We start from the raw sequence: 25,926 nt of genomic DNA, 5'->3' as shown, positions 1-25,926 counted from the left end.
TAATGAAAACAGTATATTCAATTTTCATTATTCTCATGACAACTTTAACCGTTTTTTGCGGTCCTAGCACCGGAGGAGACGACGGTCTTGCGATTTTAGCCGCATTGGAAGACGGTGGTGGAGGATGTATTAAGGCCCCCGGAGACACAACCACAACTCCCAATTCTCCATCTGCAGGGATCAATACTACAATAGTGAATGCGACTGCAAGCGGCTGCTGGGTTTATTTAGACCTAAAAGCAGGCGGAGTAGAAACTACTAAGTCCGGAACTTGGGATCTAAAATTTAAAAGATTCGTAATAGGTACAAATAGCGGAACAAGCGGCTCCGAGGACGCAGGATCTTGTTTTATTGCAGGTGATACTAATTTAGCAAGCGTAACCGGAGGAGATTGTGCAATACAAGCGGACCAACTCATGTCTCAAACAGGAGGAGGTGGATTCGGAACTGCCACTGAAAATGCAAGCCCCGCACTCTGGGATTGGTACGATTATGACGGAACCAGCCATATTCTTAGCCCGAAAGCAAGAGGATATCTGATCCAAGGTTCAGATGGAGTTTCCCATTTCGGATTAGAAGTCACAGATTATTACGACAACGCAAGCACCAGCGGATTCCCTAAATTCATTTGGAAGGTAGTTCCTTGATGGGGAAGATCAAACCTTCTTCCATTCCTAGAACACTTTATCTGATCTTATTTTCAGGTTTATGTTTTCTAGGAGTTCCTATCTTCTCCCAAGGAGAAGTTCTTCCTGAAAAGAAGACGGAAGAAAAAAAAGATGATTCCGATAGACCTAAAGTAAATCCGGAATCAGGAAAAGATATTAACAACGGGAATAACGACAGAGGTTCTATCATCACTGTCACCGGTACTCGTAGAAAAGGTTTTTTAAAAGACTCCACGATCACTACCGAGGTAATCACCAGAAAAGATATAGATGCAATGGGGGCGAGAGATATATCCCAAACCCTAGGTAACGTTCCAGGGATAGAAGTTCGTCCAGCACAAGCGGGAGAAAGAGGATCCACAGTTCGTTTACAGGGTCTCTCGGGCCAAAACGTTTTGATCCTAGTGGACGGACAGAGGACTACAGGGCGTTTCAGCGGTTCCATCGACCTAACCAGATTTAAAGCGGAAGATATAGAAAGAATTGAGATAGTAAAAGGTGCGTCATCCGCTCTTTACGGTTCCGATGCGATTGCGGGTGTGATCAATATCATCACTAAGGAACAAAAAGATCCTTATTCTGCGAACTTCAGGACTTTTATGGGAGGAGGAAATCCCGTCTATTACGGAACAGGAACAGAATTCCGTAATTATGCGTCGGTAGGAGTGCGCAAAGGAATAGTCTCCACCAATTTTACTGCAGGTTGGCATAGAGGAGATGGTTACGATCTAACACCGGATGCTACCTTGGGCCCAAAGAACGGAAGAATAGAAAGTCTTTCTTCTAGCTACTCCCCTTTTCCAGTAGACACTCCTCTTTGGACAAAACTTTATATTTATCGTAAAAAACTTCCTTATGAAGGTCCTTTAGAATCCACCTCAGGCAGCGCATTCGAAGATATAAACGTTTCCAATAAAACCACTTTTGATATTTCGGAAACTTTTAAATTAGGATTCCAGTTCTATTACAGATATTTAAACCAAAATGCGGTAGATGCAGTTCCTCCTAGAGGAGTATACGATAGAAGTAACAAAACCCATGACTTTATGGGTGCTGTCAACGCAGATTGGGAAATCACTAAAACGTTAAACTTAAACGTAAATACGAACTATGCTAGATTTTTCGATACATATACATACGACCAAAGAAAGTCGGACGCTCAGGATAAAAGAGAGAAGTTAGACAACGCAGTCACAGAGATCCGAACCCGTTTAGATCATAGGATCTCGGAAGGACATGTGATCTCCTATGGAGCGGAAACATTAATAGATCAATTCTCATCTGCGAGGATCGCTCCGGACTGTAAAAGAAATTTTCCTAATATTTGTGCGAGTGATATCCTGGGGACGGATCCTTACCAAACCCAAAACGGATACGCCCAAAGACAAAGAAATGCGTTTTATGTGCAGGATGAATGGAGAGTTTCCAGCGCTCCTAGGATCCAGATAGTTCCAGGTATCCGCTCTGACCACGACTCCATTTACGGAGGGCAAGTACTTCCTAAATTAGCGGTTCGTTACGATGTAACTGATAAATTCCGTATCAGGGCAGCCAACGGTTTAGGATATAGGGCTCCCAGTTTCCAGGATCTATATTATAATTTTATAAACCCAGGTGTTGGATATAGGGTAGCAGGGAACCCGAATCTAAAGCCTGAACTTTCCCGCAGTTATAATTTGGGAGGGGAATGGGAACCGAATAAGGTATTCTGGTTCAGCTTCAACTTCTTCTATAATAATATAGATAACCTGATCGGATTCAGGACCAACCCGACTAGAGACGCATCCGGATTACAGATCTTTAATACATCCAATTACCAAAAGGCCCTTACGAAAGGATTTGAATCTTCTGTAACTCTTAGAGTTCACCAAAATGTGTCTCTTGGCAGCGGTTACACATACACAGACACAAGAGACGAATTGACCAATCTTCCTTTAGAAGGAAGAGGTTATCATAGATGGAATGCGAATATACGTATAGATCACCAACCTAGCGGATTCAGCTTCTCTCTATTCGCAGTAATTTTCGGAAAACAACCTTATTACTGCCAAAAAAATCCACTTTGGTGCGATCCTCAATTACCTACTGAATTTTCCGCACTTAGCGCTCAGCTTACAACACAAGCAACAAATACGATTAACGCATTATTCGGAAATATTCCGGGCGGGATCCAAGAATATTGTACGGAAAGAAACTTATCTTACTGTACTACAGGACCTACTTATGGAGTGAGAATGGTAAATGCTCATACCAATTTGAATATAAGAGTTTCACAAAAGATATTAGGAACTTTTGAAATATTCGCAGGTGTGGACAACCTTCTAGATACATTCGATCTTACTTATAATCCGCAAAAGCCTAGATTCTATTATGTGGGGATAGATGGAAGGTTCAGCGCGGGTGCGGCTCCTGCGGATTATTCTGCGGCTCCGATACCTTCTTCTTCACCTGTACCGGGGGTCCGGTAAAAACAAAAATTGGGAGAACCAATATGAAAAAAATCATAATCTTGGCTTTGTTCCTCTGTTTACCTGCAGCTATCTTCGCAGAAGCAAAAGAACTTAGGATCGTAACATTAAACGGAACTGTTTCAGAGATCGTTTTCGCATTAGGAAAAGGTAAATTAGTCGTAGGAAACGACACTTCTTCCCTTTATCCTCCCGAAGCAGTGGCACTTCCTAAAGTTGGTTACCAAAGAATGCTTTCCGCAGAAGGTATTCTTTCCTTAAAACCGAATTTGATCTTAGGATTAGAATACGCTGGTCCTCCTGAAGTAATCGAACAACTTAAATCCGCAGGCCTCAAAGTGATTATCTATCCCGGACTGCCCGGAGTAGAACCTGCGTTAAATAATATTCTTGCGATCGGAAAAGAGATCGGAGCCGAAAAAGAAGCCCAAAAGATCGTGCAAGATATCCGCAAAAAACATTCTAAAATTGCGGAGAAGGTCTCTAAATTAAAATCCAAACCGAAAGTTTTATTCGTATACCATAGAGGAACAAGCCTCGCTCAAGTTTCCGGAACGGAAACACCCGCGGACGAAATGATCCGACTCGGTGGAGGGATCAATGCAGTGGACGGATTCAAAGGTTTTAAACCGATCACTCCGGAAGCGGTTATCGCAGCACAACCTGATATCATCTTAATTCCAAGCAGAGGTTTAGAAAGCCTTGGCGGAAAAGAAGGAGTATTCGCACTTCCGGGTGTGAAAGATACTCCTGCCGGAAAAAAATCCAGAGTAGTTGCGATAGACGATCTAGTTCTTTTAGGTTTCGGCCCAAGACTTGGTCAGGGTATAGAGGAATTATTCGGATCCTTCCATCCTAAAACGCCTGATAAAAAATGATCGTGTCTTCCTTGGAAACTTCTTCCCCTGAAACAAAACCTAAAGGGGAAGATAAGAAGAAAAAAACGGGACGCAAGGTCCCGGCTATTCTCGTATATGCAGTGTTAGTCGCCGGGATTTTCGGGATAGGGATACTTTCTCTTAAATTCGGTTCTATCCAACTTTCAACAGGAGAGATCCTGAAAGTACTACTATTAGGACAGGACTCCTTGTCCGAGTTGGAGGTCCCACATTCCATTTTAGTTTGGAATTTGAGATTACCCAGACTCGTATTATCTATGTTAGTCGGAGCTTCCCTCGCTTCTGCGGGAGTTTGTATACAAGGTCTTTTTCGAAATCCATTGGTAGAACCGGGATTTATCGGAGTAAGTCCCGGGGCAGCATTGGCTGCTTCTACATGGATCGTATTTTCAGAAAAGATATTGACCTTCTTCCCTGCCGAACTGAGAGGAAAAGAAAGTTTCCTATTACAGTTATGCGCTTTTGGTGGAGCGTTATCAGTTTCATTTTTTTTACATATTGTTTCCAAAAGAGAAGGAGGAGGATTCTCGCTTGTTCTCGTACTCGCAGGGATCGCAGTGAATGCAACTGTAGTTTCTCTTTTAGGATTTTTATCTTATCTGGCGGATGATACACAACTTAGGAACTTGACCTTTTGGAGTTTAGGAAGTATGGCAGTGGCAAGCTGGCATAAAATTTATCTATTGGGTGCCGTTCTTCTTGTTGTAACCTTCTTCTTTCCAGTCTTAGCCAGAGGTTTGGATGCATTGGCGTTGGGAGAAGCGGAAGCTTTTCATACGGGTTTCAAGGTAAGAAGGATCCGAAATCTCACCATCGTTCTTGCAAGTTTATTAGTAGGAGTCAGTATTTCCATCTGCGGAAATATTGCATTCGTCGGTTTGATCGTTCCTCATATTCTGAGAATGGTTTTAGGCCCAGGCCATAGAACGTTACTCCCCGCTTCCCTATTCGGAGGAGCACTTCTTCTCGCAATAGCGGACTTAACGGCACGCACTATCGCATTTCCTTCCGAACTTCCGATCGGTATTATTGCGGCAGGTATCGGCGGTCCATTCTTCTTATTTTTGATCTTACAAGCAAAACGTAGAGAAGGAGAATTCAGATGAGCCTAGTATTATCGGACATTTCCTTATCCAGAGGCGGAAGGTTCTTATTATCAGGAGTAAACTTAAGTTTGTATCCTGGAGAACTTTTGATCGTGCTCGGTCCGAATGGAGCGGGAAAATCCACCTTATTAAAATTATTCTCAGGAGAAATATCTCCGGACAAAGGATTGGTGCTATTGGATGGGATCCCTTTGTCCGAATACGATTCGGAAGATCTAGCGCTCAGAAGAAGTGTTCTTTCTCAAGAATCGGAGATCCATTTTCCGTTTATCGCAGACGAGATCGTCAGAATGGGAAGGTCCTGCTCTAAATTAAGGGTTCCTAAACCCTTAGAGGACCGGATCGTTGAGGAAGGATTTCATTCGGTCCGTCTGGGAGAAAGAGAAAGATTCCAAATTTATAATAAACTTTCCGGCGGAGAAAAACAAAGGACCCAGATGGCAAGGGTCTTGGTCCAGGACAAGGAACCCTCCCAAAGAGAAAGTTATGTTCTTTTAGATGAGCCGGGAGCTTCTCTAGATCCGAACAGAATACATTCTTTATTAGAAAAAGCAAAACAACTCAGTAAAGAAGGAAGAGGGGTTCTATGTATTCTCCATGACTTGAACCTTGCTTTAAGATACGCGGATCGGATTGCAGTATTAAAAGAAGGTAAAATACTAGCGGACGGAGTTCCTGAAAATATTCTGGATGAGGAATTTGTTTTAGAACATTTCCTATTAAGAACCAAAAAGGTCCCTTTCCCGGAAGGAGGGCATTACCTAATCCCCCTCGGTCCCGCAGAACCGAATAAAATAAACGGCCTACCCTATATAATTGATGCTAAAGGAGTCAAAGAAAATGTCCATCGCTGAATCGTTAGAGATCGAGAATATCATCAAAGATTGGAAACAGATCAAAGAAACACAACCTCGCCTTAGAGCAAGAGAGATCGCTTCCCAGCTCAAAACCTCGGAAGGCGGACTATTAGCTGCCTCCGAAATTTCCAAGGCGGAAGGATTCCCTCAAGTTTCTTCCCTCCAAACTAATTGGGGAGAATTATTCGCAAAATTCGGAGAATTAGGACATGTAATGGTCCTTACTCGCAACGAAGCCTGCGTACATGAAAGAAAAGGAATATTCGAAAAAGTAAGTTCCGGTCCTGGACATATCCTAGTCGTTGGAACAGATATCGATCTTAGACTTTTCCCCGGAATTTGGAAATTCGGATTTGCAGTAGAAGAACCTAAACAAGATTCCACACAAAGATCTTTTCAGTTTTTCAATGAAAATGGAGAAGCGATGTTCAAACTTTTCCTCACGGACAGATCAAACGTATCCGCTTGGGAAAAACTAAGATCTGAATTTAAGAACGGATCTACTGACTTCTCCTCTTTATTCTCTTCCGAAAACAAAAAGGAAACCAAGGTCCCTGAGAAAAAAGAGATCAGCCCGGAAACCAAAGAAGAGTTCTTGAGCGACTGGGGAAAATTGGAAGACACTCACGAATTTTTCTCTCTATTAAAAAAACATGGTGTATCCAGGATCCAATCCATGGAGCTCGCCGATGGAAAATTCACCAAAACAGTAGAGCCTAAAGCGGTATTAAGAATGTTGGAAATTGCCTCCTTGGACAGAAGCCCTATCATGGTTTTCGTAGGAAACCCTGGATCCATTCAGATCCATACGGGAGAAGTCACCAATATTAAGGTTTTAGAATCTTGGTGGAATGTTCTGGATCCGGAATTCAATCTACACTTAAGATCAGATCTGATCTCTAAAGTTTATATAGTGGATAAACCTTCTAAAGACGGAGTCATCCATTCTATGGAAGTATACGATGCGGATGGAGAATTGATCGTTCAATTTTTCGGAAAAAGAAAACCGGGACAACCGGAAAGGACTGATTGGATAGGTTTATTGGACAAAGTATCGGAACCTGCCTGAAGTCAAAATAGGATCGTTAGCTCTTTGAATATTATAAAGAGCTAACGAACTTTCTTTTAAACGCTCTTATGTGTTTCTATATAAAAATCCGCCGAGATACGGCCCGATCCATACAAAGAAAAGTGTAAAAGTAAAAGTAGGATCATGGATGCATAAGGCAAATTCGATCCTGCGGATACAAAACCTTCTCTTGCATGGATGAACAAAACGGCCCCGACTAGTACAGGCAATTGTAAAATCGCGGAGAATCTAGTCAGAAGTCCTACCATCAGCAACACACCACCACAAATGTGAGCGATCACTATATAATGAGCTAATAATGTAGAAGCATAAGGAGCATTATTCAATTCCATGAGTCGGATAAGAGCATCCGTATCCGCAAGGAATGCAAGTCCCTTATACACCAGAACCCCACCCAAATATACGCGGACCATATCGATCCACCAATCCCGATGAGTCTCTAACCAATCATGCCATCTTTCCATAAGGACCTCCGTCCTGCGATGGAACATTCTAACTCTCTTTTTTTGAAAAGCAAGACCTCTTGTAAAAAAGAGATCTATCATAATCGAACAATCGTTTATTAATATTTATATAAACTCATCCGAAAGGATTATCGGTTAATATGAATTATTTACAGAATAGCTTTCGATTCTCTAATCTGCATTTATTCGTTCTGCCTGCTTTGGTATACTTGCCGTTCCCATTACCTTCAGCAGTAAATGATCCGCTAAAAACGGAACCATCCCGAAACACATAACGTCCTGCGCCCGATTTTTTATCTTCCGACCAATTTCCTTCGTATCTATCTCCGTCGGAATAAGCCAAGGTCCCCCAACCTTCTCTCATCTCTCCTGAAAATCTGCCGGAGTAGACATCTTTTGTATCATAAACATAAACACCTTCTCCATTCTTACAATTTCCTTTTTTACATCCGGGAGAACCGTTTGCAAAAGATCTTAAACTTACTGCAGGAGTTGGTTCCGATTTTCTTTCAATAGGTTTACCATCCGCGTCCTCATCGAAATATTCTCTGGAAGAAATATCCGAGTCCTGGTCCCTATCGTCCGCTTTCTTTTTTGGTTTTAGTCTTTCGATCTCTGGGTTGGACTTTGGTTTTGGTTTGGAACAATCGGAAAAGAAGAAGGAGACGGATGAGAAGAATAAGGATAATACAATCGAACTGAAAATTTTTTTGACCATTCTGGATCCCGGATTCCCTACATAGAGCCCGGGAAGATCAGAATGTCAATAAAGTTCTAAGACTGTTTTTCCAAAACAAGCAGAGTGATCTCGGAAGGAGCGCCTATTCTTATAGGAGGTCCCCAATATCCCGTTCCTCTACTCACGTAAAGTTGGGTATCTTCCCATTTGTTAAGACCGGCCACAAACTTTTGGAATAGATGAATGAACACATTACCGGGAAAATATTGACCCCCATGAGTATGTCCGGAGAGTTGAAGATCGTATCCTACTTTCGCAGCTTCAAAAATCGAATTAGGTTGGTGAGCAAGTAAGACCTTATAATGAGCGTCCTCCGTTCCGAGAGAAGCTTGTTTAGGATCGGTTCTATGACCGGGGATCACAGTATGAGCCTTATAATCGGTCACACCTGCGACTGCGATCTTCGCACCGTTATGATCTATTAGTTTATTCTGATTTAATAATACATTGATCCCAAGATCTTCCAATTCTCTGATCCAGGCGATCACTCCAGAATAATACTCATGGTTCCCGGTCACGAAAAATGTGCCGTATTTGGATTCCAGATCTTTCAGAGGAGAAACATGATGTTTAAGCATGTTTACGGTTCCATCCACCAAGTCTCCGGTGATCGCAACCAGATCCGGTTCCAGAGAATTTGTTTTAGATACCACACCTTCTAAAAAATTCCCTTTGATCGTAGGACCTATATGTATATCCGAAAGTTGAGCGATCTTAAAACCGTGCAGACCGTCGGGCAGATCTTTTACCTTGATCTTAACGTGTTTGACAGTGGGAGTTTTTTTGGCCTGGTAAAATCCGAAAGCAGTTAATCCGCCTGCGAGTCCCAAAAGGGCAAAGGAAGAGAACCTGGCTAAAAAATCCGCTCTTCCGAATCTTTCCGATCCGAATAATACCTCGGTTTCGGCTGATGCGACAGAAATACTTTTGGATTGTAGAAGGTCCGAAAGATAGATAACACCTTTCCAAGCCAAGTTTCCCAGATCCTTAAAGACCACAAAAGAAACAAGAATGGTAGCAAATCCCAAAGTGGTAAAAGCGGAGTACGCCCAGAACTTTTGCCATCGGGTTTCCCTAAAAAATAAACTTAAAAGATAAGCGCTAGGGGTGAGAAGGACCAGAAAAACCACTCCGATCCAAAGAGAAACCTTCTGAAAAGTTCCAAGTTCGAAAGGTGCGATCAAACGACTAGTCGCATAGGAATAACCTATCAAAAGAATTACGGTAAAAACACTGAGAAAAATCACTAACCTTTGCAAATCGAACTCCATTGCCAGACTCATATATCCGACCGAAAAAAAGGGCCGGAGTTCCTCCAAAAAACCCCTTTCTCACATTTTGTTCCGACAGAAAACGACAATCCGTTGACTTACTTTCCGATCCGTGAGAGTCTTGCCCCATCTATGTCCACCATTGACTCGGAAGCCAGAAAATACAAAAGCCTACTGAACACGAGTACGATCCTAAACGCTAACCTGGACCTTTACCAACTTCTACCTTTGATCATGTTGTATTCCAAAGATCTGTTGGAAGCGGAAGCAAGCTCCCTATTTCTTTTAGAGGAGAAGGACGGATTTTTATACTGCGAAGTCGCCTTGGGAGAAAAAGGAGAGATCGTCCAAAAATACGCAAGGCTGGAACCTGGACAGGGAATCGCAGGCTGGGTCGCCAAAGAGAAAAAAGCGATCATACTGGAAGATGCTTACACTGACCCGAGATTTAATCCTGCCTTGGATCAAAAAACGGGATTTAGGACCAGATCACTTGCATGTGTTCCTTTATACATTGCGGACAAGGTGATCGGGACTCTGGAAATTCTGAACAAGTCGGACAACAGAAGTTTCGAAGCCTCGGATGTAGAGGTACTCAATTCACTTTCCGAGATGGCCGCAATCGCGATCAAAAATGCTCAGGCTCATGAAACTCTAAAGAAGAGGGTGTTGGAGCTCAGACTACTATACGAATTCGAAAAATTAACGGTCGCAGAAAAGAGTATTCACGAATTGGGAAATTGGCTTTTAGATAAGGTGCTCGAATTCTTAGAAGCAAAAGCAGGCACCATCTATATTGCAGACCCTACCTTGGAAGTACTGAGGGTTTTAGCTGCCAGAGGAATTCCGGAAGAAGCGATCCATAATATACAAGTCCCTTATGGAGAAGGAATTTCAGGCTGGGTCGCAAAGGAAAAACAAAGTTTACTCATCCAAAACCTGGACGAAGACCCAAGATACGATAAAAGTGCTAAATATAAATTCGAGGCAAACTCGCTTATCTCGGCTCCTTTACTTTTCAGAGGAGAATTATTGGGAGTGATCAGCGTAAATAATAAATACTCTGGATTTGCATTCACACACGCTGATCTGGAAATGTTAGGCGCGATCGCAAACAGGCTCAGCGTCACCATCAAAAACGCGGACCTATTCCATAAAGTTTTGGATACGGATAGGGAACTAAAACGCGCGAGAGAAGTAATGCACAAGATACTTCCTTCCAGTCTTCCTTATGTGGGAGGATTGGAGTTTGGAGTGCAGCATATCCCTTACGATAATGTAGGCGGAGATTTTTATAATATTCTAAAACTGGATGAAAATCGAAGTGCGGTTCTGATCGCGGATGTTTCCGGCCATGGACTTTCCGCTTCCGTCGTAGCCACAGTCATTCACACTGTAGTAAGCACATTCGACCCGGAAACATTAGGAAGTCCTTCCAAATTTTTCACTGCACTCAACTATGCATTGTATAATAAATTAGCGGGAAATTTTCTAACTGCTTTTTATGCGATCATTCATACAGGCACAAATACGATGTCCTATACGAATGCGGGCCATAATCCTCCTATCCTATTTAGAAAATCGGAAGGAAGTTCCTTACATCTAGAAACCAAAGGAAAACTAGTCGGAGTGATCCCTGATCTATTCTTCGAAGAATATGTAACTTCCTTCCAGCCTCAAGATAGATTGGTATTATATACGGACGGACTCACTGAACATTCTAACTCGGACAGAACCAGAAGATACAGCGAAGACTTGCTTACCCTGGCTGTTCGAAACCATTCCCAGTCCCATTCAGCGGAAGCTGCGGAAAGTTTGATCAAGGAATGCAGGACCTATTGCCATAGATCCGATTTCGAAGATGATGTTACTTTGCTGATCGTAGACAGGGTTTAGGATTATAATTTAGAAAATCTGGTAATCGCTTCCGGAACAATTCCGAAAACATGATCCATTGCGGCCAGTCTCCAATCTTCCCGGTTCGGATAGAACATTTGTTTAAATTCTTCCCTTACCTTATCAGCTTCTAATTCTGATTTGGAACCGTGAAAACGGATACGATTCTCGCTGATCATCAAGAAACTCCCGCGGATAGCACCCATTACATTCAGATTCCCGAATGTTCCCAGCTCAACGGTAATAGGAAATAGATCTTTTTCTTTCGCCAAAATTTTACCGAAAAAATCCGTAAAATCGCCCGAGGTCCTATAAAAGTCCTCTTCTCCTTCGTTCAGAAGAAGACCGAAATCACCGAAAACTTTTTTGAGATTTTTATCCGTCCTAGAACCGGGTTCTGCATTATGCATCAGGCTAAGACCGTTTTTCGCCCCGTAACCTGTATGGAAATCCAGGATCAAAATACGATCATAAGGTTTTAAAACTTTTTTAAAATACTTTCTCAAAACTCGAACTACAGGTTCAGGCTTTCTGCCTCCGTAATAGATCCCTTTGGGAAATTCATACTGACCATTTACAGCAGCGTCCAAAACGTATTTTGCACCGAAACGGATCACCACTCCTAAAAACCGGATGATGAAGAATATATACTCGAATAAAAAATTACCGAACTCGGAACCTGGGTTTAAAAAACTTTGGATCTTTCTGTACTTTTTGTTTTTGAACTTCTTATGAAGTTTTTCCCTTTTTAATGCGAAGTTACGATTTAGGTCCACATTACTTTCGTTCACTCTCAGAAAGTTTTTGAAACCGTGGGCATTGATCCCATGTAAGATCAGAAAGTCCGAATTTTTAGGAAGTTTATAAGTGCTTTTATCATCCAGCAGGAATTCTTCGATCCATCTGCGTTGGAATGCGGAACCTGCAAATCCCTCCACTCCATGGATGCCTGAACTCATGATTACTAGACGTTTTGCAGGCTTCTTCTTTTCTCCCAAATAATAGACATCCAATTCTCCCCCGTCTTTAGGGATCTCCAAACATTCATAGTCGAAACGTTCAAACTTGGATTTTAACTGCTTTTTGTAGGATAAGAAGGCCTTTCTACAGGCTTCGTAGGTTTCCAAATAGTACGATAATACGTCCACTGAATCACGAACATACTTAACGCCGTTTTCCGGTCCAAAAAAAAATTTTACCTTTAGATTACGATTCGATGAAAAGAAGAAGGCCCGCTGGCGCCGACCATCCCCCAACAGCGGACCTTCCACACTTAAACAAAAATTCATATAATTTAGTATATAATAATATACTAAATATAATTCCGCGCGCGGGAGATGGATCATCACTTACGTGATACATACAATAAAAATATGATTTAACCCTTAAGAACTATAACTCTAAAATTATTATTAACCACTCGTTATATTACATGACGTTTTTTTAAAATAATTTTTCAACTCTTGTGAAATGTGCGAACCCACTCATCGGTCTAACCTAGTACCTTAAGGAGGTATGAACATGGATACAGTGACCATCTTCGCATTAGCGCTTTTGGCTGTTCCTGTGTTTGCCCGGTTTGCCCGAGTATCCAAGGATGCGATGAATCGCTATCACCTAATAGGATTGGGAGGTCTTTTCCTAATTCTTGGTGAAGCTACGAAGATTACTGCAGTTAAAGTTACGCCTATAGCAGCAGTTCTTCCTATGATTGACATCGCAACTGCGATCCTAGCTTACGCGGGGGTACTTTTCGGGGTAGTATGGCTGTCGCTCTACTACGTCAAACACCCGAACGAAATCTAAAAAGGATCCTCCTATTTGAAAAGGAATGGAAGGCGGGACATGTTCCCGCCTTTTTTAGTTGGAAAAGTTAAAAGAAGAATTATCTCTGTTATCTGTGAGCCTAGAATTCAAACGCCCGGATACAAAACATTCCATCCTATACGTAGCCGATCCTATTTGTGCCTGGTGTTACGGCTTCTCTCCCGTTTTCGAGAAGATCAGGGAAAAATATTCTGACAAGATAGAATTCACATTAGTACTGGGCGGATTAAAATACGGTCCCGAAGTGGAAGACTTCACCGAAGATGTTACTGAAAAACTAAAATATCTTTGGAAGGAAGTGGAAAGGATCTCTAAAAGAAGTTTCCACTATGATATTCTACAAAATAGAAATATAAAATACGATTCCGAGCCCGGCTCAAGAGCGGTCATCACGGCACAAAGGATCGACCCGACTCTGTCCTTTTCATTTTTAGATAAACTACTAGAGAGTTTTCACTCCAAGGGGAAAGACCCAAGCAGTTTCGAAACGTATGCAGAGATCGCTTCCGAACTTTCACTTCCTTTAGATGAATTTAAAGAATTGTACAATAGAGAAGAAACCCTATTAGAAACCAGAAACGATTTCAATTACGGATATATATTAGGCGTAACCGGTTTTCCTTGTTTGGTGTTTTCAGACGGTTTGGACAGGGGAATTCTGACTAAAGGATATTCTTCCTTTGAAGAAGTGGATTCTCTTTTAGGGGATTATTTCAGATCGATAGGACAATATTAAAAAAATAAGGACGAGTCTCCTCGTCCTTCAAATCCAATGTACTTCATCTGACGACGATCAACTTAGTCTCCTCTTCCAAGAAAGCATCCGGAGCTTCCGACCAAGATGCCTTACGAGTGGTGACCTTAGAAGGATCGAAACCTTCCTCTTCTACTAATCTCAAAATTTCAGGGATCCATTCTCTGGATCTAACCCTTCCTAAACGGATCGTGGCTCCATTATTATATAATTCTAAATAAGGGATCGGAATATTATTGGTCCAAAAAATAGAAGCGGATCCGAATTCACCTTCTATTCCTAGAGATCTAAGTCCGCAGTCCCAACCTTCTGAAGTTCCGTTTGCATCCGCCACGATATCGAACTTACCTAAACTTTTCGGGAAAGAAGCGATCTGTTCTACTTTCACTCCGTAAGATTCAGCGATCTCCAAACGTTTTTTATCCGTATCCACATATACAAGATCCGCGGCTCCCATATGTTTTGCAAGAGCAGCGGTATATAACCCGATACTGGAAGCAAAACCTCCCAAAACAAGAACGGATCTATTCTTGTTTTGTTTGAGATGTAATCCTACCAATTTCCATGCTTCCACAATATTATCACTGATACTTGCGATCGCAGCCGGATCAGTCTTATTAGAAAAAGGGATCAACATCTCTTTCGCATAAGGTACCAAAACGGAATCGGATATCGCTCCGCCGAATTCTTTTGCACCTTTTCCCATTCCGTAAGCGCTAGTATGAGGAACAGTGCTGCAACTTTTAGTCAGACCAGTCTCACAATTTGTACAATGTCCGCAGGAAATTTGGAATGGGACCGCAACACGAGTTCCTTTAGGAAATAAAGAAGATAACTCTTCACTTGTTTCTAGAATTTCTCCCACGAACTCATGACCCAGAGGAAAAGGAGGACGGAATAATGTTTGTCCTCTTAAAATGGGAAGATCCAGATCACATCTGGCAACCGCCAATGGACGGACTAGTGCCTGGTTCGGTCCTGAAAGTTTTGGATCAGGGACTTCTTCCCATTCTACCCGATTTCTTTTAGAAAATAGCAATTGTTGCATGGTTTTCCTCCGATAGACCGACCGGTCTATCCGCAATCGTCCTCATAAAAATGGAATAGACCAGTTAGTCTATCATTTTATTTTAGTCCGATGAGCAAACGAAAACCGGAACTGAGCCAACCGGAAGGTCCTTTCGAAAGGATTGCATCCACTGCTGTCCGCTTGATGTATTCTCAAGGTTACGCCGGGACCTCCATCAACCAGGTGATCGACGAATCGGAATCCCATAAGGCAAGTTTTTATAGATATTTCCAAACCAAAGAAGATCTGGGAAAAGAATACTTAGAGCGCCAAGGCAGGGATTTTCAGCAAGGCTGGGAAAGACTGATGGAAAGATCCGAAACTCCGGAAGAGTTTGTGCATAGATGGATGGCTCTTTTAAAAAAGCAGGTCAAGTCGGGAAAATATTTCGGATGCCCTCTCGCTAGATTTATGGGAAGTTTAGATAAACCTGAACCGGACCTTGCGGAAAGAAGTTCTTCCGTATTGGGATCCTGGACCTCTTGTTTGGAAAATTATTTCGAGAAGAATAAGAAGTCTCTTTCACTTCCTACAAATTTCGATTCTAGAAAGAAAGCGGAACTGTTTCTGAAATTATTCCAGGGAAATTCTCAATTTTACGTGATGACGCATGATCCCAAATATTTTAACGAATTGGAAGAGGAAATGCTTTCCGAACTAAAAAGCATCACAAAAACCTAAACTATTTTGGTCTTCTTCAGGGAGATCTTTACCTTCTTCCCTTTCAATCGTACGATCTTTCCCGGAGCACCCACCACGGTACAATCGTCCGGGATATCGTGATCTATCACCACCGCTTCGGCACCTATTTTCACATTATTTCCTACGTGGACCGGACCTAAAACTGTCGCCCTTGCTCCTATAAGCACATTGTTTCCCACGGTAGGATGACGTTTTCCTTGGTGGTTTCCGGTTCCACCCAAAGTAACTCCGTGGAATAAAATACAATCGTCTCCTATCTCTGCAGTCCCGCCGATTACGATCCCCATTCCATGGTCTATAAAAAGTCCGCTGCCTATCTTTGCGCCCGGATGGATCTCGATTCCGGTAAGGAAACGATTGAACTGAGAAATAAATCTGGCTAAAAACTTTAATCTTATCTTATATAAAGGATATGCAATATACTTATGCAATAGAATGGAATGTAATCCCGGATAGAGTATAAATTCCATTCCCCTGGCGGCCGGATCGTTCTTAAATATTGCCTGGATTTCTCGGATCATTCGTAAAATTGTTAATAGGACTTTTTCTTTTTACGATCTGATCCGGAATATTCTTCCTTACTTTCTCTTTTGGCTACATAGTTTGCCAAGGTCAGGATCGCTCCTCCCCAGAAAGCCGCCCAAAAACCGGGCACGAATATTTTATCAGGGAATATATCGGCGATCCAGAATAGAACGATCGCATTCACAACAAGTCCCGCAATTCCCAAAGTCAAAAGATAAACCAGATACCCAACACCAAAGGTGACCAGGACCAGGAACCATCTTAAAACAAAATTTAAAAATCCGAAGAACAGGACGATTACTATCACGTCCCAAACATGATTGCTGACACGAAAACCCGAATCGATCAGAGGAAAAACGAATACTACTACCAAGGATTGGAGTAAAACGGAAAAAAGAAGTCTGTACATCTATGTCCTTAAACTGTAGAATCTAGGAACTGTCCCAAATGAGGAGGTAATCCTCCCGGAGGAACCACGACCGTCTGCGGCTGCACTACAGCGTTGTCCGAAACGGAAGCTACCTCTCTGGGTTGGTCTCCTACTAAAGCAGGAGCCGAAGAATCCGAATATAAAATTTGCCGAGATCCGACAGCCATATAAGGCATATTCTTCTTCCTTTCTGTTATATTCTTCCTATTAGACGAATTAGAAAAGCAAAATTACGATCTAACCCTCTAGAACCAATCCACAATCCAACTTTTCGACCACAAAGCCCGTATAGATCAATGGATAGAGTAAGTAAGTTCCGAGACCTACAACCCAGGTAATTCCCGTACGAGGAGTATCTCTCACTCCTGTGCTTTGGAAAAATAAACGAACGGATCTAAACGGTTTTTTGCCGGGGTCGGAGAATGTTAAAGTTTTATCAGTGATCCCCAAGCCGCAGTTATGAGTGAGTTTATTACCTTCGATAGTGATAAGCACTTCTTTTCTTTCGGATCTGTTCCAAGAAATCCTTCTGGTGACTGTGCCTTCCAATTCCAGCTCTTTGGATCTGGCCCCTGTTCCGACTAAGATCGGAAATTTAGCGTATTCCCTATCCAATCTTCTGTCTTTGCCTTCGACCCCTGTAGCAAATGTTGCCATCATAGTTTTTACATCGTATTCCAAATCATCTTCGAATTGGACGAGTACCGGCATTTCGGATCTTTGTTCTCCGGAAGAAGGTAACTGAATTTCGGAACCTTGTCTTTCCGCTCCGGAACAGGACACAAGTAATGAAGAAATAGATACAAAAAATATAATGGAATATTTAGAGAATGAATTCATAGAATGACCGGCACTTCTATGAAACCCCGGAAAGAATTTCTGTCCAGCGAAAATCGCTGTTGGACGGATACAAATCGGTAAAGGTTACAAACAAAACATGGTTTAGAAATTTATTTACTATGTCCGACTCTTAATTTAGATCGGATATAAAATAAGCGCCAATGCCAAAACGAATACAGATCCTAATTTTATTATCCATCTATTCTTGTTCTTCTTTTCCAAGAGGAGATAAATCCTTAATTTCAAGAGAGCATCAATATTCTCTCTTTTACACGAATGAAGAAGGTAATGTATACAGAACAGACCTGAGTCTTAAGACAAAATACAAGGACGCATTTGCGGATCTGGAAAAATTCGACTCTGAATTTATAGGCCCTCAAAAACAAAAATACACGGAAAGGATCAAAGAAGTTTCCTTATATAAATCGGAACTCAAAAAAGACAGCAGTTCTATCGTTAGAAAATTAGGAGGAGTACTTGCGATCGCCGCGATCACTCCCGTCCCGTTCGCTTTTGAGACCACTTTAGTTTTGGGAACCATCTACGTAACATATCAGAAAGTGACTGAAACTTCGGAAGCTAAGATCAGAAAAAAACATGTGGAATTCCTGATCAATGAATGTGCCAACTCGGAAGACAGTTTAGAAGATTTTAAAGAAGATCATTTGGATGAGTTCGTCTCCCACTGGAAAAAAGAATTTATGAAAGAATCCAATCATTTTGTGAACGCTGACGATTGGGAAGACGTTCGTTTATTGGATACTCTTATGGAAAAATACCAGATAGATAAGGAATGGCTCAAGATTAACGCTGAATGGGAATGGAGAGCTTCTTCTCAACATTGTAATAGAGAGACCAAAGAGGAAAAAGATAGTCGTATCCATAAGGAAGAAAAGAAATGGAAAAAGAATGGATCCAAGACTGAAAACCGCATTGGACTCGCTGAAAAAAGGGGACTCTAATTCCGCTAAGTCCGTATTGATCTCTTGGACTGAGTCGGAGCCGAATAATCCTAACGCATTTTTTCATTTAGGAATGTGCCTTTCTCAATTGGGCGAAATGGCTCCTGCGGAGTCCGCACTCCAGGAATGTATCCGGTTAGAACCCGCACATGTACAAGCCTGGGTGGGACTAGGAGTTTTATTCGCTCGTAAAAAGGATAAACCTAAGGCGGAGTTCCATCTTTCTAAAGCTTTAGAATTGGATGATAATGATATATTCGCCAAAAAAAATTTGGCGGCCGTTTATACTGGAGCTTCTAAATTTGATAGGGCATTGGATCTTCTTAAGGATCTGCCCGAGTCCGAGCTATCCGATTCCCCTACTCTATACGCATTAGCGATTTGTTATGTAAGAACGAATCGTTTCGAAGAAGCCAGAGAAACTTTCCACAAATTAGAGATCGTAGGTATCCCGGACCAGGTCAAAAAAGAATATCTTCAACTTAAACAATTACTGGAAGAGAAGCAGTTCGAGCAAGGCGGGATCTGGAGTTTTCTCAAAAAAGAGGAAGATCTTTAATTTAGGACCGCGACAGCGATGCGCAGGGCTTTAGTCCGGGCCTTGCCCGGATGAGCGCGAATGCGCGAACCCGTAGCAGCGCGCCCTCGCGAAGCGAGAGGTCGCCCGATTTTTTTCTTTTATACTTGACTTTCTTTTCCGATTTGCCGAGTCTAAAAGTAAGTATGGCGCAGAATTTAATCCAAGCTAATATGCTCGGTCTCCTCTTACTCCTTCTTTGGAGTTGAGAGGACGGAAAAATTTGCGCGTGCAAAAACCCGCTCCTCTGAGCGGGTTTTTTTGTATAGGGACTCCCCCGGCAAAATCTCTCGCTTGAGGCCGGAAAAAGAGAGTGCCCATGGAACAAAAATCAAACGCAATAGCGACACAATATCCTTCCATCCAAGAGATGATCATTCCCGGCCAGGGTTTGAAAACTCCACCCGTATCTCCATTCTTCATGGATGTTACATTAAGGGACGGCAACCAAGCATTACGTAAACCTTGGAACCTGGAAGAAAAAGAGATCATATTTAAGAGACTTGTTAAGTTAGGGGTGCAAGGGATAGAAGTCGGATTTGCTTCCGCAAGCAAACAAGACTTCGAAGCTTGTTCTTATCTTGCTTCTTTGGCTCCGGAGAATGTCGCGATCTCCAGCCTTTCGCGTGCCGTGGAGAAGGAGATAGATCTTTCTTGGGAAGCGATCAAAAAGGCTCCTCGCCCAAGGATCCATATCGTTTATCCTATCAGCGATTTTACGATCAAAAACGTATTAGGGATCTCCGAAAAAGAAGTTAAAGAAAATATAATACGATCCGTTTCATACGCCCGCAAATTAGCCGGAAGTTACGGAGAAGTACAGTTCTCAGGAGAACATTTCGGAGATTCTTTGGAGAATATGGACTTTGCAGTGGAAGCTTTCCAGGCCGCATTGGACGCAGGTGCGGACGTGGTCAATCTTCCGAATACTGTGGAAAGATACAGACCTTATTTGTTCGTCGCGATGGTCCGTAAAGTGGCAGAGTCATTGCCGGGGGGAAGTAAAATTTCAGTCCACACTCATAACGATTTGGGAATGGCGACAGCGACCACTGTGGAAAGTTTTTTTGCAGGGGCCACTCAATTGGAAACCGCATTAAACGGTTTGGGAGAAAGAGCGGGAAATACAAACACTTACGAAGTCGCGATCGCTCTTCATAATTGTGGAGTTAAAGTGGATTTGGATCTTCAGACAATTTATGAAACTTCCAGGATTGTTTCCCGCATGTCAGGTGTTCCTGTTCCGGAAAAAGCCCCTTTAATCGGAGACGATGTGGTCGCTCATAGAAGCGGGATCCACCAAGACGGAGTTTCTAAAACAAAGGATATGAAGAAGGGAGCCTATCGTGCTTTCGACGCGAACTTGATCGGAAGACCGGAGGGAGACAGGATCGCATTTACAAGCCAATCGGGAAAATCCGCAATTTATGAAATTCTAATGCAATCAGGGATCCATGTTTCTAAAGAAGAAGCCTCCAAATTGCAGCCTATCCTAAAGTCCATCTCCGAAAATTCAGGTGGAGGAGAATTATCGATAGAGGAGATCAAGACCGAATTGGAGAAATTGAGATTATTAGAGGCCCCGATCTAAAATAAGTATTTGCAATCGGTTTCTGCCGAAGGAAATTTGTTCGTAATTTTCTATGAATCTTCTTAGATATGGAACCGAAAGAAAGTCTTGGATCTTATTCTTAGTTTCCCTTATCTATTTAATTACCCTATCCGGTATCCAGTACGTCACTCTTCAGATCGAATGGCATGATTCCGGATCGATCTTATACGCTCTTGCAACTCCGAAATCCGTGGGATACTTTTGGTCCTACGAATTCGGTGTACCGTTCCTCCAAGAACATTGCTCCTATATACTAGGTTTACTTTCTTTTCTTTTTCATTTTTTTCCATATCTAGAGTTATGGTTAATCATTCAATGCGTTAGTATCTCTTTGGGTATCGTATTATTAGAGCGCTATTTTTCGGAAATAGTGCCGGAGTTCGAATATTCCTGGGTTTTAAGTTTAACATTTTTACTAAACCCGTATGTCACTCATGCACATCTTTATCCTCATTTTGAGAATCTATGGATACCTCTCTTTTCGGGCTTTTTACTTTATGCGAATCGAGGATCTTTTGTCCTATCTCTTCCTTTCCTTTTGCTCGCATTAATGGTCAAAGAAGACGCTTGGATCTATGCGATAGGAGCAACCTCTCTGCTTATAGGAAGACTGCGGGGAAAAACATTAGCATTATATTTTTTTATAATATTATCATACACATTGATCGTTCTAGGCTGGTTCACTCCGACATATTTTCCGGATAAAGTATCCCATTTTTCGGATAAATGGGGGAAAAGTAAATCGGAGATCTTGATCGATCTATTCCAGAACCCTTTTTCCTACCTCAAACTGCTGATTTCCGGACAGTTCAAATATTTATTCGTAAGCGTATTATGTTTACCTATTTTTTCCGGCTGGAGAGCCATTCCAGGGATCGCTGTGGCCGGGCTCTGGATGTCTTCTATCTCTCAGGACAGGGCATTTTTCTCTTTTTATTTCGGACTTCCTGCAATATTATTATTTTATTATTCGATCCCTTTCGCAATTTCGAACCTTTACGATCGACTTAATCATTTCGGAAAGGATAGAAGATGGATACTTCTGCCCACGATCGGACTTATTTTTATATCGATCTTTCTTTTACTTTTTCCAGGGAATTACAGCGGGCGCGGACCGACTTTAGCTAAATTGATCAAGAGAGGGAAAGCTAATACCTTAAATTCTATCCAAGATACTTTTACTTTGCTTAGATTAAGATCCGGATGCGAGGAAAAGGTCCTAGCTTCTTTTTCTTACGCTGCATACTTGTTTTGCGGGAACGATATTAAGATGCCTTACCATGATTTGAAAAAAATAGAGTCGGGAGAATGGTATCCGGACCTGATCGTTCTGCGCAGCCCGGAAGAAGAATTAGTGCCGGCCAGCAAATCAGTAAGTGAGATGATACTTTACTTTGATAAGAATCGATCCTATCGAAAAGAAGATTATGGATCAAGAATACTTGTATGGCGTAAGATAGTACCTTAATTAGTTAGCGCTGCAATATTCTTTTCAAGTAGATCTTATCAATTTTGACGCCGGATTTCCCTTCTACAAATACTCTAAATTCCAAATCGTCTATAATAGGACGTTTCACTTCAAATAATAAAGTTTTAATATTATCCTCAGTACCTTTTTGACTTTCTAATAAACGATCCGAACCGAGATTGTATACGACGTCGAACTCTGCATTCTGAAGATTTTTCCCAATGAATTGTAATTCGTATTTTCCAGCAGGCAAAGTAAGAAATGGGCCGTAAACAAGAGGGCCCCGATGTCTTGTAGCAGAAATTGTTCCATCTTCTTCTATCTTGCCGACTTTAGATAAAAATCCTCCATCGGCGGGATTCCATATCATTTCGATCGACTCTTCAGAAGGTATTCTGTCCGATGTTTCGATCTTGAAAACTTGTAGATCCAAATTTTTATGATATAAAAATTCGGGGAACTTGTATACGGATTCGATCGGAAATCTTCCTTTTAGATCTAAATTTACTATTTTAGAAAACCGTAAATTAGATTTGTAACCTGAAAAATCCCCATTCTGTATGATATAGACTTTTTTACCCAATTTTAGAAGTTCCGGAACCTTATTTAGGAACTCCATAGAATCTTGGATTATAAAAGTATCCTTTCCGTAAATATACCTGAGAGGACTTGCGATCGATCTTTTAGTAGTAAAGTATATGCCTTCGTTTTCGGGTAACGATCTAGAAAATTGTTCGTATCCTTCCAAATAAGATCCCATCATCGGCCGGAACAAAATCAAGTTCGACCTCCAGATAGTATATACAAGTCCGGATAAAAATCCCAAGATCAGGACCGAAGTCTTCCATTTCCGGCTTAAAACCGGGATCGATCGGATCCCTAAAAAAGACCCTAAAATCGCGAATGGAATAGAAAAAATGATCCATCGCCTAGTGATCCAAAAATGATCGGGAGAGATCATAGGATCGAATAAATATAAAAATAATAATATGGAACCGGCAAAAAAAAGGAAAGAGGTCCGAATTCCATTTTTTCGAAATAGAAAAAGATCGAAAGCAAATGGAAGAAAGATAAACAACCAAAATGGAACGTACCAAAAGAACATAGGGAGAGAATTTACTGCCCTATATTTAGGTAACGTAGAGTTATTCAGCTCATTTACGAAATTTGGTCGAATGAAATAGGCAAATCCGATCAAACAGGCAAAAAACAGCCATGTTAGTATACGCAGTACCTTCTTCTTTTCTTTTAACCAGGCTCTTAGATTTTGTAAAACTCCCGGCGAATTTTTCCAAACGACTATTTCCGCAAAAATAAATCCCACAGAAAGACCGAACCCTATAATCAGGTATTTCAGGAATGCCCAATGAGCTTCCAGATACATTAGGGAACGATAATATGCATATATCGCGGCAAGAATACTTACAAAAGAGAATGAAGTAAAAAAGAATAAAAAATCCTTAAAATACTTGGGAGAAACCAATATCAGATAAGCGGAATACGAAGCCAATAACGGAAAATACGTGAAACTATCAATTCGAAGAAAACAACTGATTCCGAAAATTACTCCTATCGCCGACATTAGAAGGCCGTTCTTGGTCTTAAAGAATGTCTGCAATAAGTATGCCGTGAATAATATCAGAAACTGGGAAATCGGCTCCGATAAAGTCGATCGAATATTCCATAATTGTGATACGTTTAGAACGTATAGGACCAAAGCAGCGCCTGCGACGAATGGATCCGAAAGCCTTCTTAAAATTAAATAAAAAAGAAAAACGGAAAGGAATCCGAAGACCGAATTGATCCCGAGTAATCCGTGCATCCCGAATAGATCGTAACCGACAGCTAAATAAGAAGGTAATAGATGAAAAAAAGCGGGAGATCTACGATCTATTTCTTCATTCGGATCCAAAGAAATAGCTTGGTAATCAAGTAAAACCGAATTTCCAAAAATATTCCGTATCAACCCGGAATCCGGTACATCCAGATTAAAACCGCCTGTCTTCGCGATCACATATCCGAAAATTGTATATTGCCCCTGGTCTCTTCCTCCATCTATATACTGAGTTGGAAAACCTGCATAAAGATAAAATGAGAATAAAGAGAACAGAACAAGAAACAGAAGTTCTTTTTTTCCGATCTCCAAAGAGGAAAACTTTTCTCTTAAAATAAAAGGCCTATGTTTTAATAAAACTACTAGACCGATACTTGCAAAAAATATGATGGAATAAATTACTTTGTCGAAACGATAGATCCCGAAGGCGGTCAGTAAAAAAGCGGTTAGACCGATCCAAAGTATGACTAATGAGGCGGATGTGATAGCAAGGCCAAGCTTTCCTAATTCTCTATATCTAGATAGGAATAAATAGTAAACCGCGGCCGAGAATAAGAAACTTAGGAAAAAAAAGGATATTATCAAAAGTGAAAATTTTTCCTATATTAGATATCGTCTCTTTTTACGATCCCGTAAAAGATAATATTGTCCAACTCTTGTACTAGATCTCGGATAGAATAAGGAGTCTGCGCTAAAAAGTTCGGATCGAACATCGCTTCGGAAGCCGCAGAGTGAATGAGCAGTACGATATCCGGATTCACATCGGAACGAATTTCACCGTTCTTGATGCCGGTCTCGATCATCTTTCTCATTGTTCTGTTTATATTTTTTTCTTTTAGAGACTGGATTTGTTTCCAAATATCAGGTGCTTGGTCGCGGATCTCTCTTAAAAATTCGTTCATTCCGTGAGGAATCTCGGAAGAGAGGCAGCCTCTCATTGCTTGGATCTTTTCTTTAATGGATTTGTCCGGGTCTTGGAAAATACCCTCGATTCTGCCGTGAATTCTGTGATGTTTATCGCTCATCACTTCTTTTAACAATTCATGCTTATTGGCGAAGTGTTTATAAAGTGTTTTACGACTGATCCTAAGAGTTCGGGCGATCTCTTCCATTCGAGTCTTCGCAAAACCGTATCTCAAAAATAGCTCAAACGATTTTTCGAATATTCTCTCTCGGACTTCGTCCTTCTCTTGGGTTAGTTCTTGTTCCACGGCGCTGTGCACTTTATTATCCCCCTTCCGCTTAGGAAACGATTTTTCAATCTCAAGACGATTTTAACGTCTCCTTTCCTCTGCGTATTATGCCATAAAGAAAAATATTGTCCAGTTCGGATATATTGGCCCGACGCTCGGTCGGGATTTGCTCCCACTTGTAAATCGCATCTGAACAGGCGATTAATGCCATGATGAACAAGTCGGGCCTCAAGTCCGCTCTGAATTCTCCTAATTTTTTGCCCTCTTCCAATAAGCTTTCTATTTCAGTATCTATTAATTGGACCCGTTTCGCCTTTACCATTCTCCATATTTCCGGAATTTGATCCTGTAATTCCTTCCATAATGCAAAATGGCTGGGCTTACAAACATCCAATAGCTCCTTTCTCATCTTCACAAATCGGTTAGAGAAGTCCAGAGCTCGATTGTTTCGAATTCTTTTAAGTTTAAAGGCAGCCTTGGTTTGACGATAGTCGGCAGCGGCCTTTAGAACTTCTTCTTTATTCGAATAGTATTCGTATAAGGTCTTTTTTCCGATTTTGGACTCTTCTGCAAAGTCCTCCATTCTAGTTTTCGCATAACCTTTCCTCTGAAAGACCCGAGATGCCCCGAGTAAAACTCGGAGCCTATTTTTTTTCTCGGTGAAGTTCATGATAT

At 41.5% G+C, this 25,926-nt stretch carries 26 protein-coding genes; 14 read left to right on the top strand and 12 right to left on the bottom strand.

Features of this window, described 5'->3' with window-relative positions; all coding sequences use genetic code 11:
• Positions 1-2: 2 nt before the first annotated feature.
• From EHR06_RS04525 to EHR06_RS04500, 6 genes are read left to right on the top strand one after another with little or no spacing between them, the layout of a single operon-like run.
• A complete protein-coding gene (locus tag EHR06_RS04525; RefSeq protein WP_135755891.1) occupies positions 3-647 on the top strand; it encodes an HmuY family protein in 645 nt (214 codons plus the stop codon).
• The gene (locus EHR06_RS04520) at positions 647-3,136 is read left to right on the top strand and encodes a TonB-dependent receptor plug domain-containing protein (protein ID WP_135756098.1); all 2,490 of its coding nucleotides are present in this window, start codon (positions 647-649) and stop codon (positions 3,134-3,136) included. Before EHR06_RS04525 ends, EHR06_RS04520 begins: the two co-directional genes overlap by 1 nt.
• A 23-nt stretch (positions 3,137-3,159) precedes the next feature.
• Positions 3,160-4,014 carry a heme/hemin ABC transporter substrate-binding protein gene (locus EHR06_RS04515; protein ID WP_135755890.1) on the top strand — a complete coding sequence of 285 codons (855 nt, stop codon included), beginning with the start codon at positions 3,160-3,162 and terminating at the stop codon, positions 4,012-4,014.
• Positions 4,011-5,141, top strand: coding sequence for a FecCD family ABC transporter permease (locus EHR06_RS04510; protein ID WP_135755889.1), 1,131 nt, complete (start codon positions 4,011-4,013; stop codon positions 5,139-5,141). The genes EHR06_RS04515 and EHR06_RS04510 overlap by 4 nt, the downstream gene beginning before the upstream one ends.
• Entirely contained in the window at positions 5,138-5,995 is an 858-nt protein-coding gene (locus EHR06_RS04505; protein ID WP_135755888.1) for an ATP-binding cassette domain-containing protein, read from the top strand. The genes EHR06_RS04510 and EHR06_RS04505 overlap by 4 nt, the downstream gene beginning before the upstream one ends.
• Complete coding sequence (locus tag EHR06_RS04500) at positions 5,982-7,067, top strand: hemin-degrading factor (protein ID WP_135755887.1); 1,086 nt, start codon at positions 5,982-5,984, stop codon at positions 7,065-7,067. Before EHR06_RS04505 ends, EHR06_RS04500 begins: the two co-directional genes overlap by 14 nt.
• Before the next feature lie 56 nt (positions 7,068-7,123).
• Here EHR06_RS04500 and EHR06_RS04495 read toward each other — a convergent pair whose 3' ends face one another.
• From EHR06_RS04495 to EHR06_RS04485, 3 genes are all read right to left on the bottom strand, one after another.
• Positions 7,124-7,552 carry a DoxX family protein gene (locus tag EHR06_RS04495; RefSeq protein WP_008595326.1) on the bottom strand — a complete coding sequence of 143 codons (429 nt, stop codon included), beginning with the start codon at positions 7,550-7,552 and terminating at the stop codon, positions 7,124-7,126.
• Positions 7,553-7,697: 145 nt separating this feature from the next.
• Positions 7,698-8,270 (bottom strand): MORN repeat-containing protein, encoded by a 573-nt coding sequence (locus EHR06_RS04490; protein ID WP_135755886.1) that lies wholly within the window; start codon positions 8,268-8,270, stop codon positions 7,698-7,700.
• A gap of 56 nt (positions 8,271-8,326) precedes the next feature.
• Complete coding sequence (locus EHR06_RS04485; RefSeq protein ID WP_135755885.1) at positions 8,327-9,562, bottom strand: metallophosphoesterase; 1,236 nt, start codon at positions 9,560-9,562, stop codon at positions 8,327-8,329.
• A 132-nt stretch (positions 9,563-9,694) separates the two neighbouring features.
• Here EHR06_RS04485 and EHR06_RS04480 point away from each other — a divergent pair, with 132 nt between their 5' ends.
• Positions 9,695-11,458: a GAF domain-containing SpoIIE family protein phosphatase gene (locus EHR06_RS04480; RefSeq protein ID WP_135755884.1), complete on the top strand. Its 1,764-nt coding sequence runs from the start codon at positions 9,695-9,697 to the stop codon at positions 11,456-11,458.
• Between the two features lie 2 nt (positions 11,459-11,460).
• Here EHR06_RS04480 and EHR06_RS04475 read toward each other — a convergent pair whose 3' ends face one another.
• Positions 11,461-12,606, bottom strand: a complete 1,146-nt coding sequence (locus EHR06_RS04475; protein ID WP_208757737.1) for a M14 family metallopeptidase — start codon at positions 12,604-12,606, stop codon at positions 11,461-11,463.
• A 373-nt stretch (positions 12,607-12,979) separates the two neighbouring features.
• On the opposite strand from EHR06_RS04475, the gene EHR06_RS04470 reads away from it, so the two are divergent.
• Positions 12,980-13,264 carry an LIC10816 family protein gene (locus EHR06_RS04470; protein ID WP_010513568.1) on the top strand — a complete coding sequence of 95 codons (285 nt, stop codon included), beginning with the start codon at positions 12,980-12,982 and terminating at the stop codon, positions 13,262-13,264.
• Between the two features lie 58 nt (positions 13,265-13,322).
• Positions 13,323-14,021: a DsbA family protein gene (locus EHR06_RS04465; RefSeq protein ID WP_135755883.1), complete on the top strand. Its 699-nt coding sequence runs from the start codon at positions 13,323-13,325 to the stop codon at positions 14,019-14,021.
• Between the two features lie 43 nt (positions 14,022-14,064).
• Here EHR06_RS04465 and EHR06_RS04460 read toward each other — a convergent pair whose 3' ends face one another.
• A complete protein-coding gene (locus EHR06_RS04460; protein ID WP_135755882.1) occupies positions 14,065-15,087 on the bottom strand; it encodes a zinc-dependent alcohol dehydrogenase in 1,023 nt (340 codons plus the stop codon).
• 90 nt (positions 15,088-15,177) lie between these two features.
• Here EHR06_RS04460 and EHR06_RS04455 point away from each other — a divergent pair, with 90 nt between their 5' ends.
• On the top strand, positions 15,178-15,789 hold the full coding sequence (locus EHR06_RS04455; protein ID WP_135755881.1) for a TetR/AcrR family transcriptional regulator: 612 nt from the start codon (positions 15,178-15,180) through the stop codon (positions 15,787-15,789).
• Here EHR06_RS04455 and epsC read toward each other — a convergent pair.
• From epsC to EHR06_RS04435, 4 genes are all read right to left on the bottom strand, one after another.
• Positions 15,786-16,331, bottom strand: coding sequence for a serine O-acetyltransferase EpsC (gene epsC, locus EHR06_RS04450; protein ID WP_135755880.1), 546 nt, complete (start codon positions 16,329-16,331; stop codon positions 15,786-15,788). The two genes, EHR06_RS04455 and epsC, sit on opposite strands and share 4 nt — an antisense overlap.
• Before the next feature lie 11 nt (positions 16,332-16,342).
• Complete coding sequence (locus EHR06_RS04445; RefSeq protein WP_135755879.1) at positions 16,343-16,744, bottom strand: phage holin family protein; 402 nt, start codon at positions 16,742-16,744, stop codon at positions 16,343-16,345.
• Between the two features lie 8 nt (positions 16,745-16,752).
• Positions 16,753-16,941 (bottom strand): hypothetical protein, encoded by a 189-nt coding sequence (locus EHR06_RS04440; protein ID WP_008595192.1) that lies wholly within the window; start codon positions 16,939-16,941, stop codon positions 16,753-16,755.
• A 61-nt stretch (positions 16,942-17,002) separates the two neighbouring features.
• Positions 17,003-17,605 (bottom strand): hypothetical protein, encoded by a 603-nt coding sequence (locus EHR06_RS04435; RefSeq protein ID WP_135755878.1) that lies wholly within the window; start codon positions 17,603-17,605, stop codon positions 17,003-17,005.
• 161 nt (positions 17,606-17,766) lie between these two features.
• Here EHR06_RS04435 and EHR06_RS04430 point away from each other — a divergent pair, with 161 nt between their 5' ends.
• From EHR06_RS04430 to EHR06_RS04415, 4 genes are all read left to right on the top strand, one after another.
• Entirely contained in the window at positions 17,767-18,567 is an 801-nt protein-coding gene (locus EHR06_RS04430; RefSeq protein ID WP_135755877.1) for a hypothetical protein, read from the top strand.
• The gene (locus tag EHR06_RS04425) at positions 18,515-19,126 is read left to right on the top strand and encodes a tetratricopeptide repeat protein (protein ID WP_208757736.1); all 612 of its coding nucleotides are present in this window, start codon (positions 18,515-18,517) and stop codon (positions 19,124-19,126) included. The genes EHR06_RS04430 and EHR06_RS04425 overlap by 53 nt, the downstream gene beginning before the upstream one ends.
• A 388-nt stretch (positions 19,127-19,514) precedes the next feature.
• On the top strand, positions 19,515-20,735 hold the full coding sequence (gene leuA2, locus EHR06_RS04420) for a 2-isopropylmalate synthase LeuA2 (RefSeq protein ID WP_425269479.1): 1,221 nt from the start codon (positions 19,515-19,517) through the stop codon (positions 20,733-20,735).
• Between the two features lie 52 nt (positions 20,736-20,787).
• Positions 20,788-22,224 carry a DUF2079 domain-containing protein gene (locus EHR06_RS04415; protein ID WP_135755875.1) on the top strand — a complete coding sequence of 479 codons (1,437 nt, stop codon included), beginning with the start codon at positions 20,788-20,790 and terminating at the stop codon, positions 22,222-22,224.
• Positions 22,225-22,228: 4 nt separating this feature from the next.
• Here the strand turns inward: EHR06_RS04415 and EHR06_RS04410 are convergent, their stop codons facing one another.
• The 3 genes from EHR06_RS04410 to EHR06_RS04400 are packed head-to-tail and all read right to left on the bottom strand — an operon-like array spanning position 22,229 to position 25,921.
• On the bottom strand, positions 22,229-24,643 hold the full coding sequence (locus EHR06_RS04410; RefSeq protein WP_135755874.1) for a hypothetical protein: 2,415 nt from the start codon (positions 24,641-24,643) through the stop codon (positions 22,229-22,231).
• Between the two features lie 20 nt (positions 24,644-24,663).
• A complete protein-coding gene (locus tag EHR06_RS04405) occupies positions 24,664-25,281 on the bottom strand; it encodes a TetR/AcrR family transcriptional regulator (protein WP_135755873.1) in 618 nt (205 codons plus the stop codon).
• Positions 25,282-25,321: 40 nt separating this feature from the next.
• On the bottom strand, positions 25,322-25,921 hold the full coding sequence (locus EHR06_RS04400) for a TetR/AcrR family transcriptional regulator (RefSeq protein WP_135755872.1): 600 nt from the start codon (positions 25,919-25,921) through the stop codon (positions 25,322-25,324).
• Positions 25,922-25,926 lie beyond the last annotated feature (5 nt).

Origin of the sequence: Leptospira dzoumogneensis (genome assembly GCF_004770895.1) — a bacterium.
In the GTDB taxonomy this organism is placed as follows: Bacteria; Spirochaetota; Leptospiria; order Leptospirales; family Leptospiraceae; genus Leptospira_B; species Leptospira_B dzoumogneensis.
Note: the sequence above shows the minus strand (reverse complement) of the source record. Positions and strands in the feature narration are given on the sequence as shown.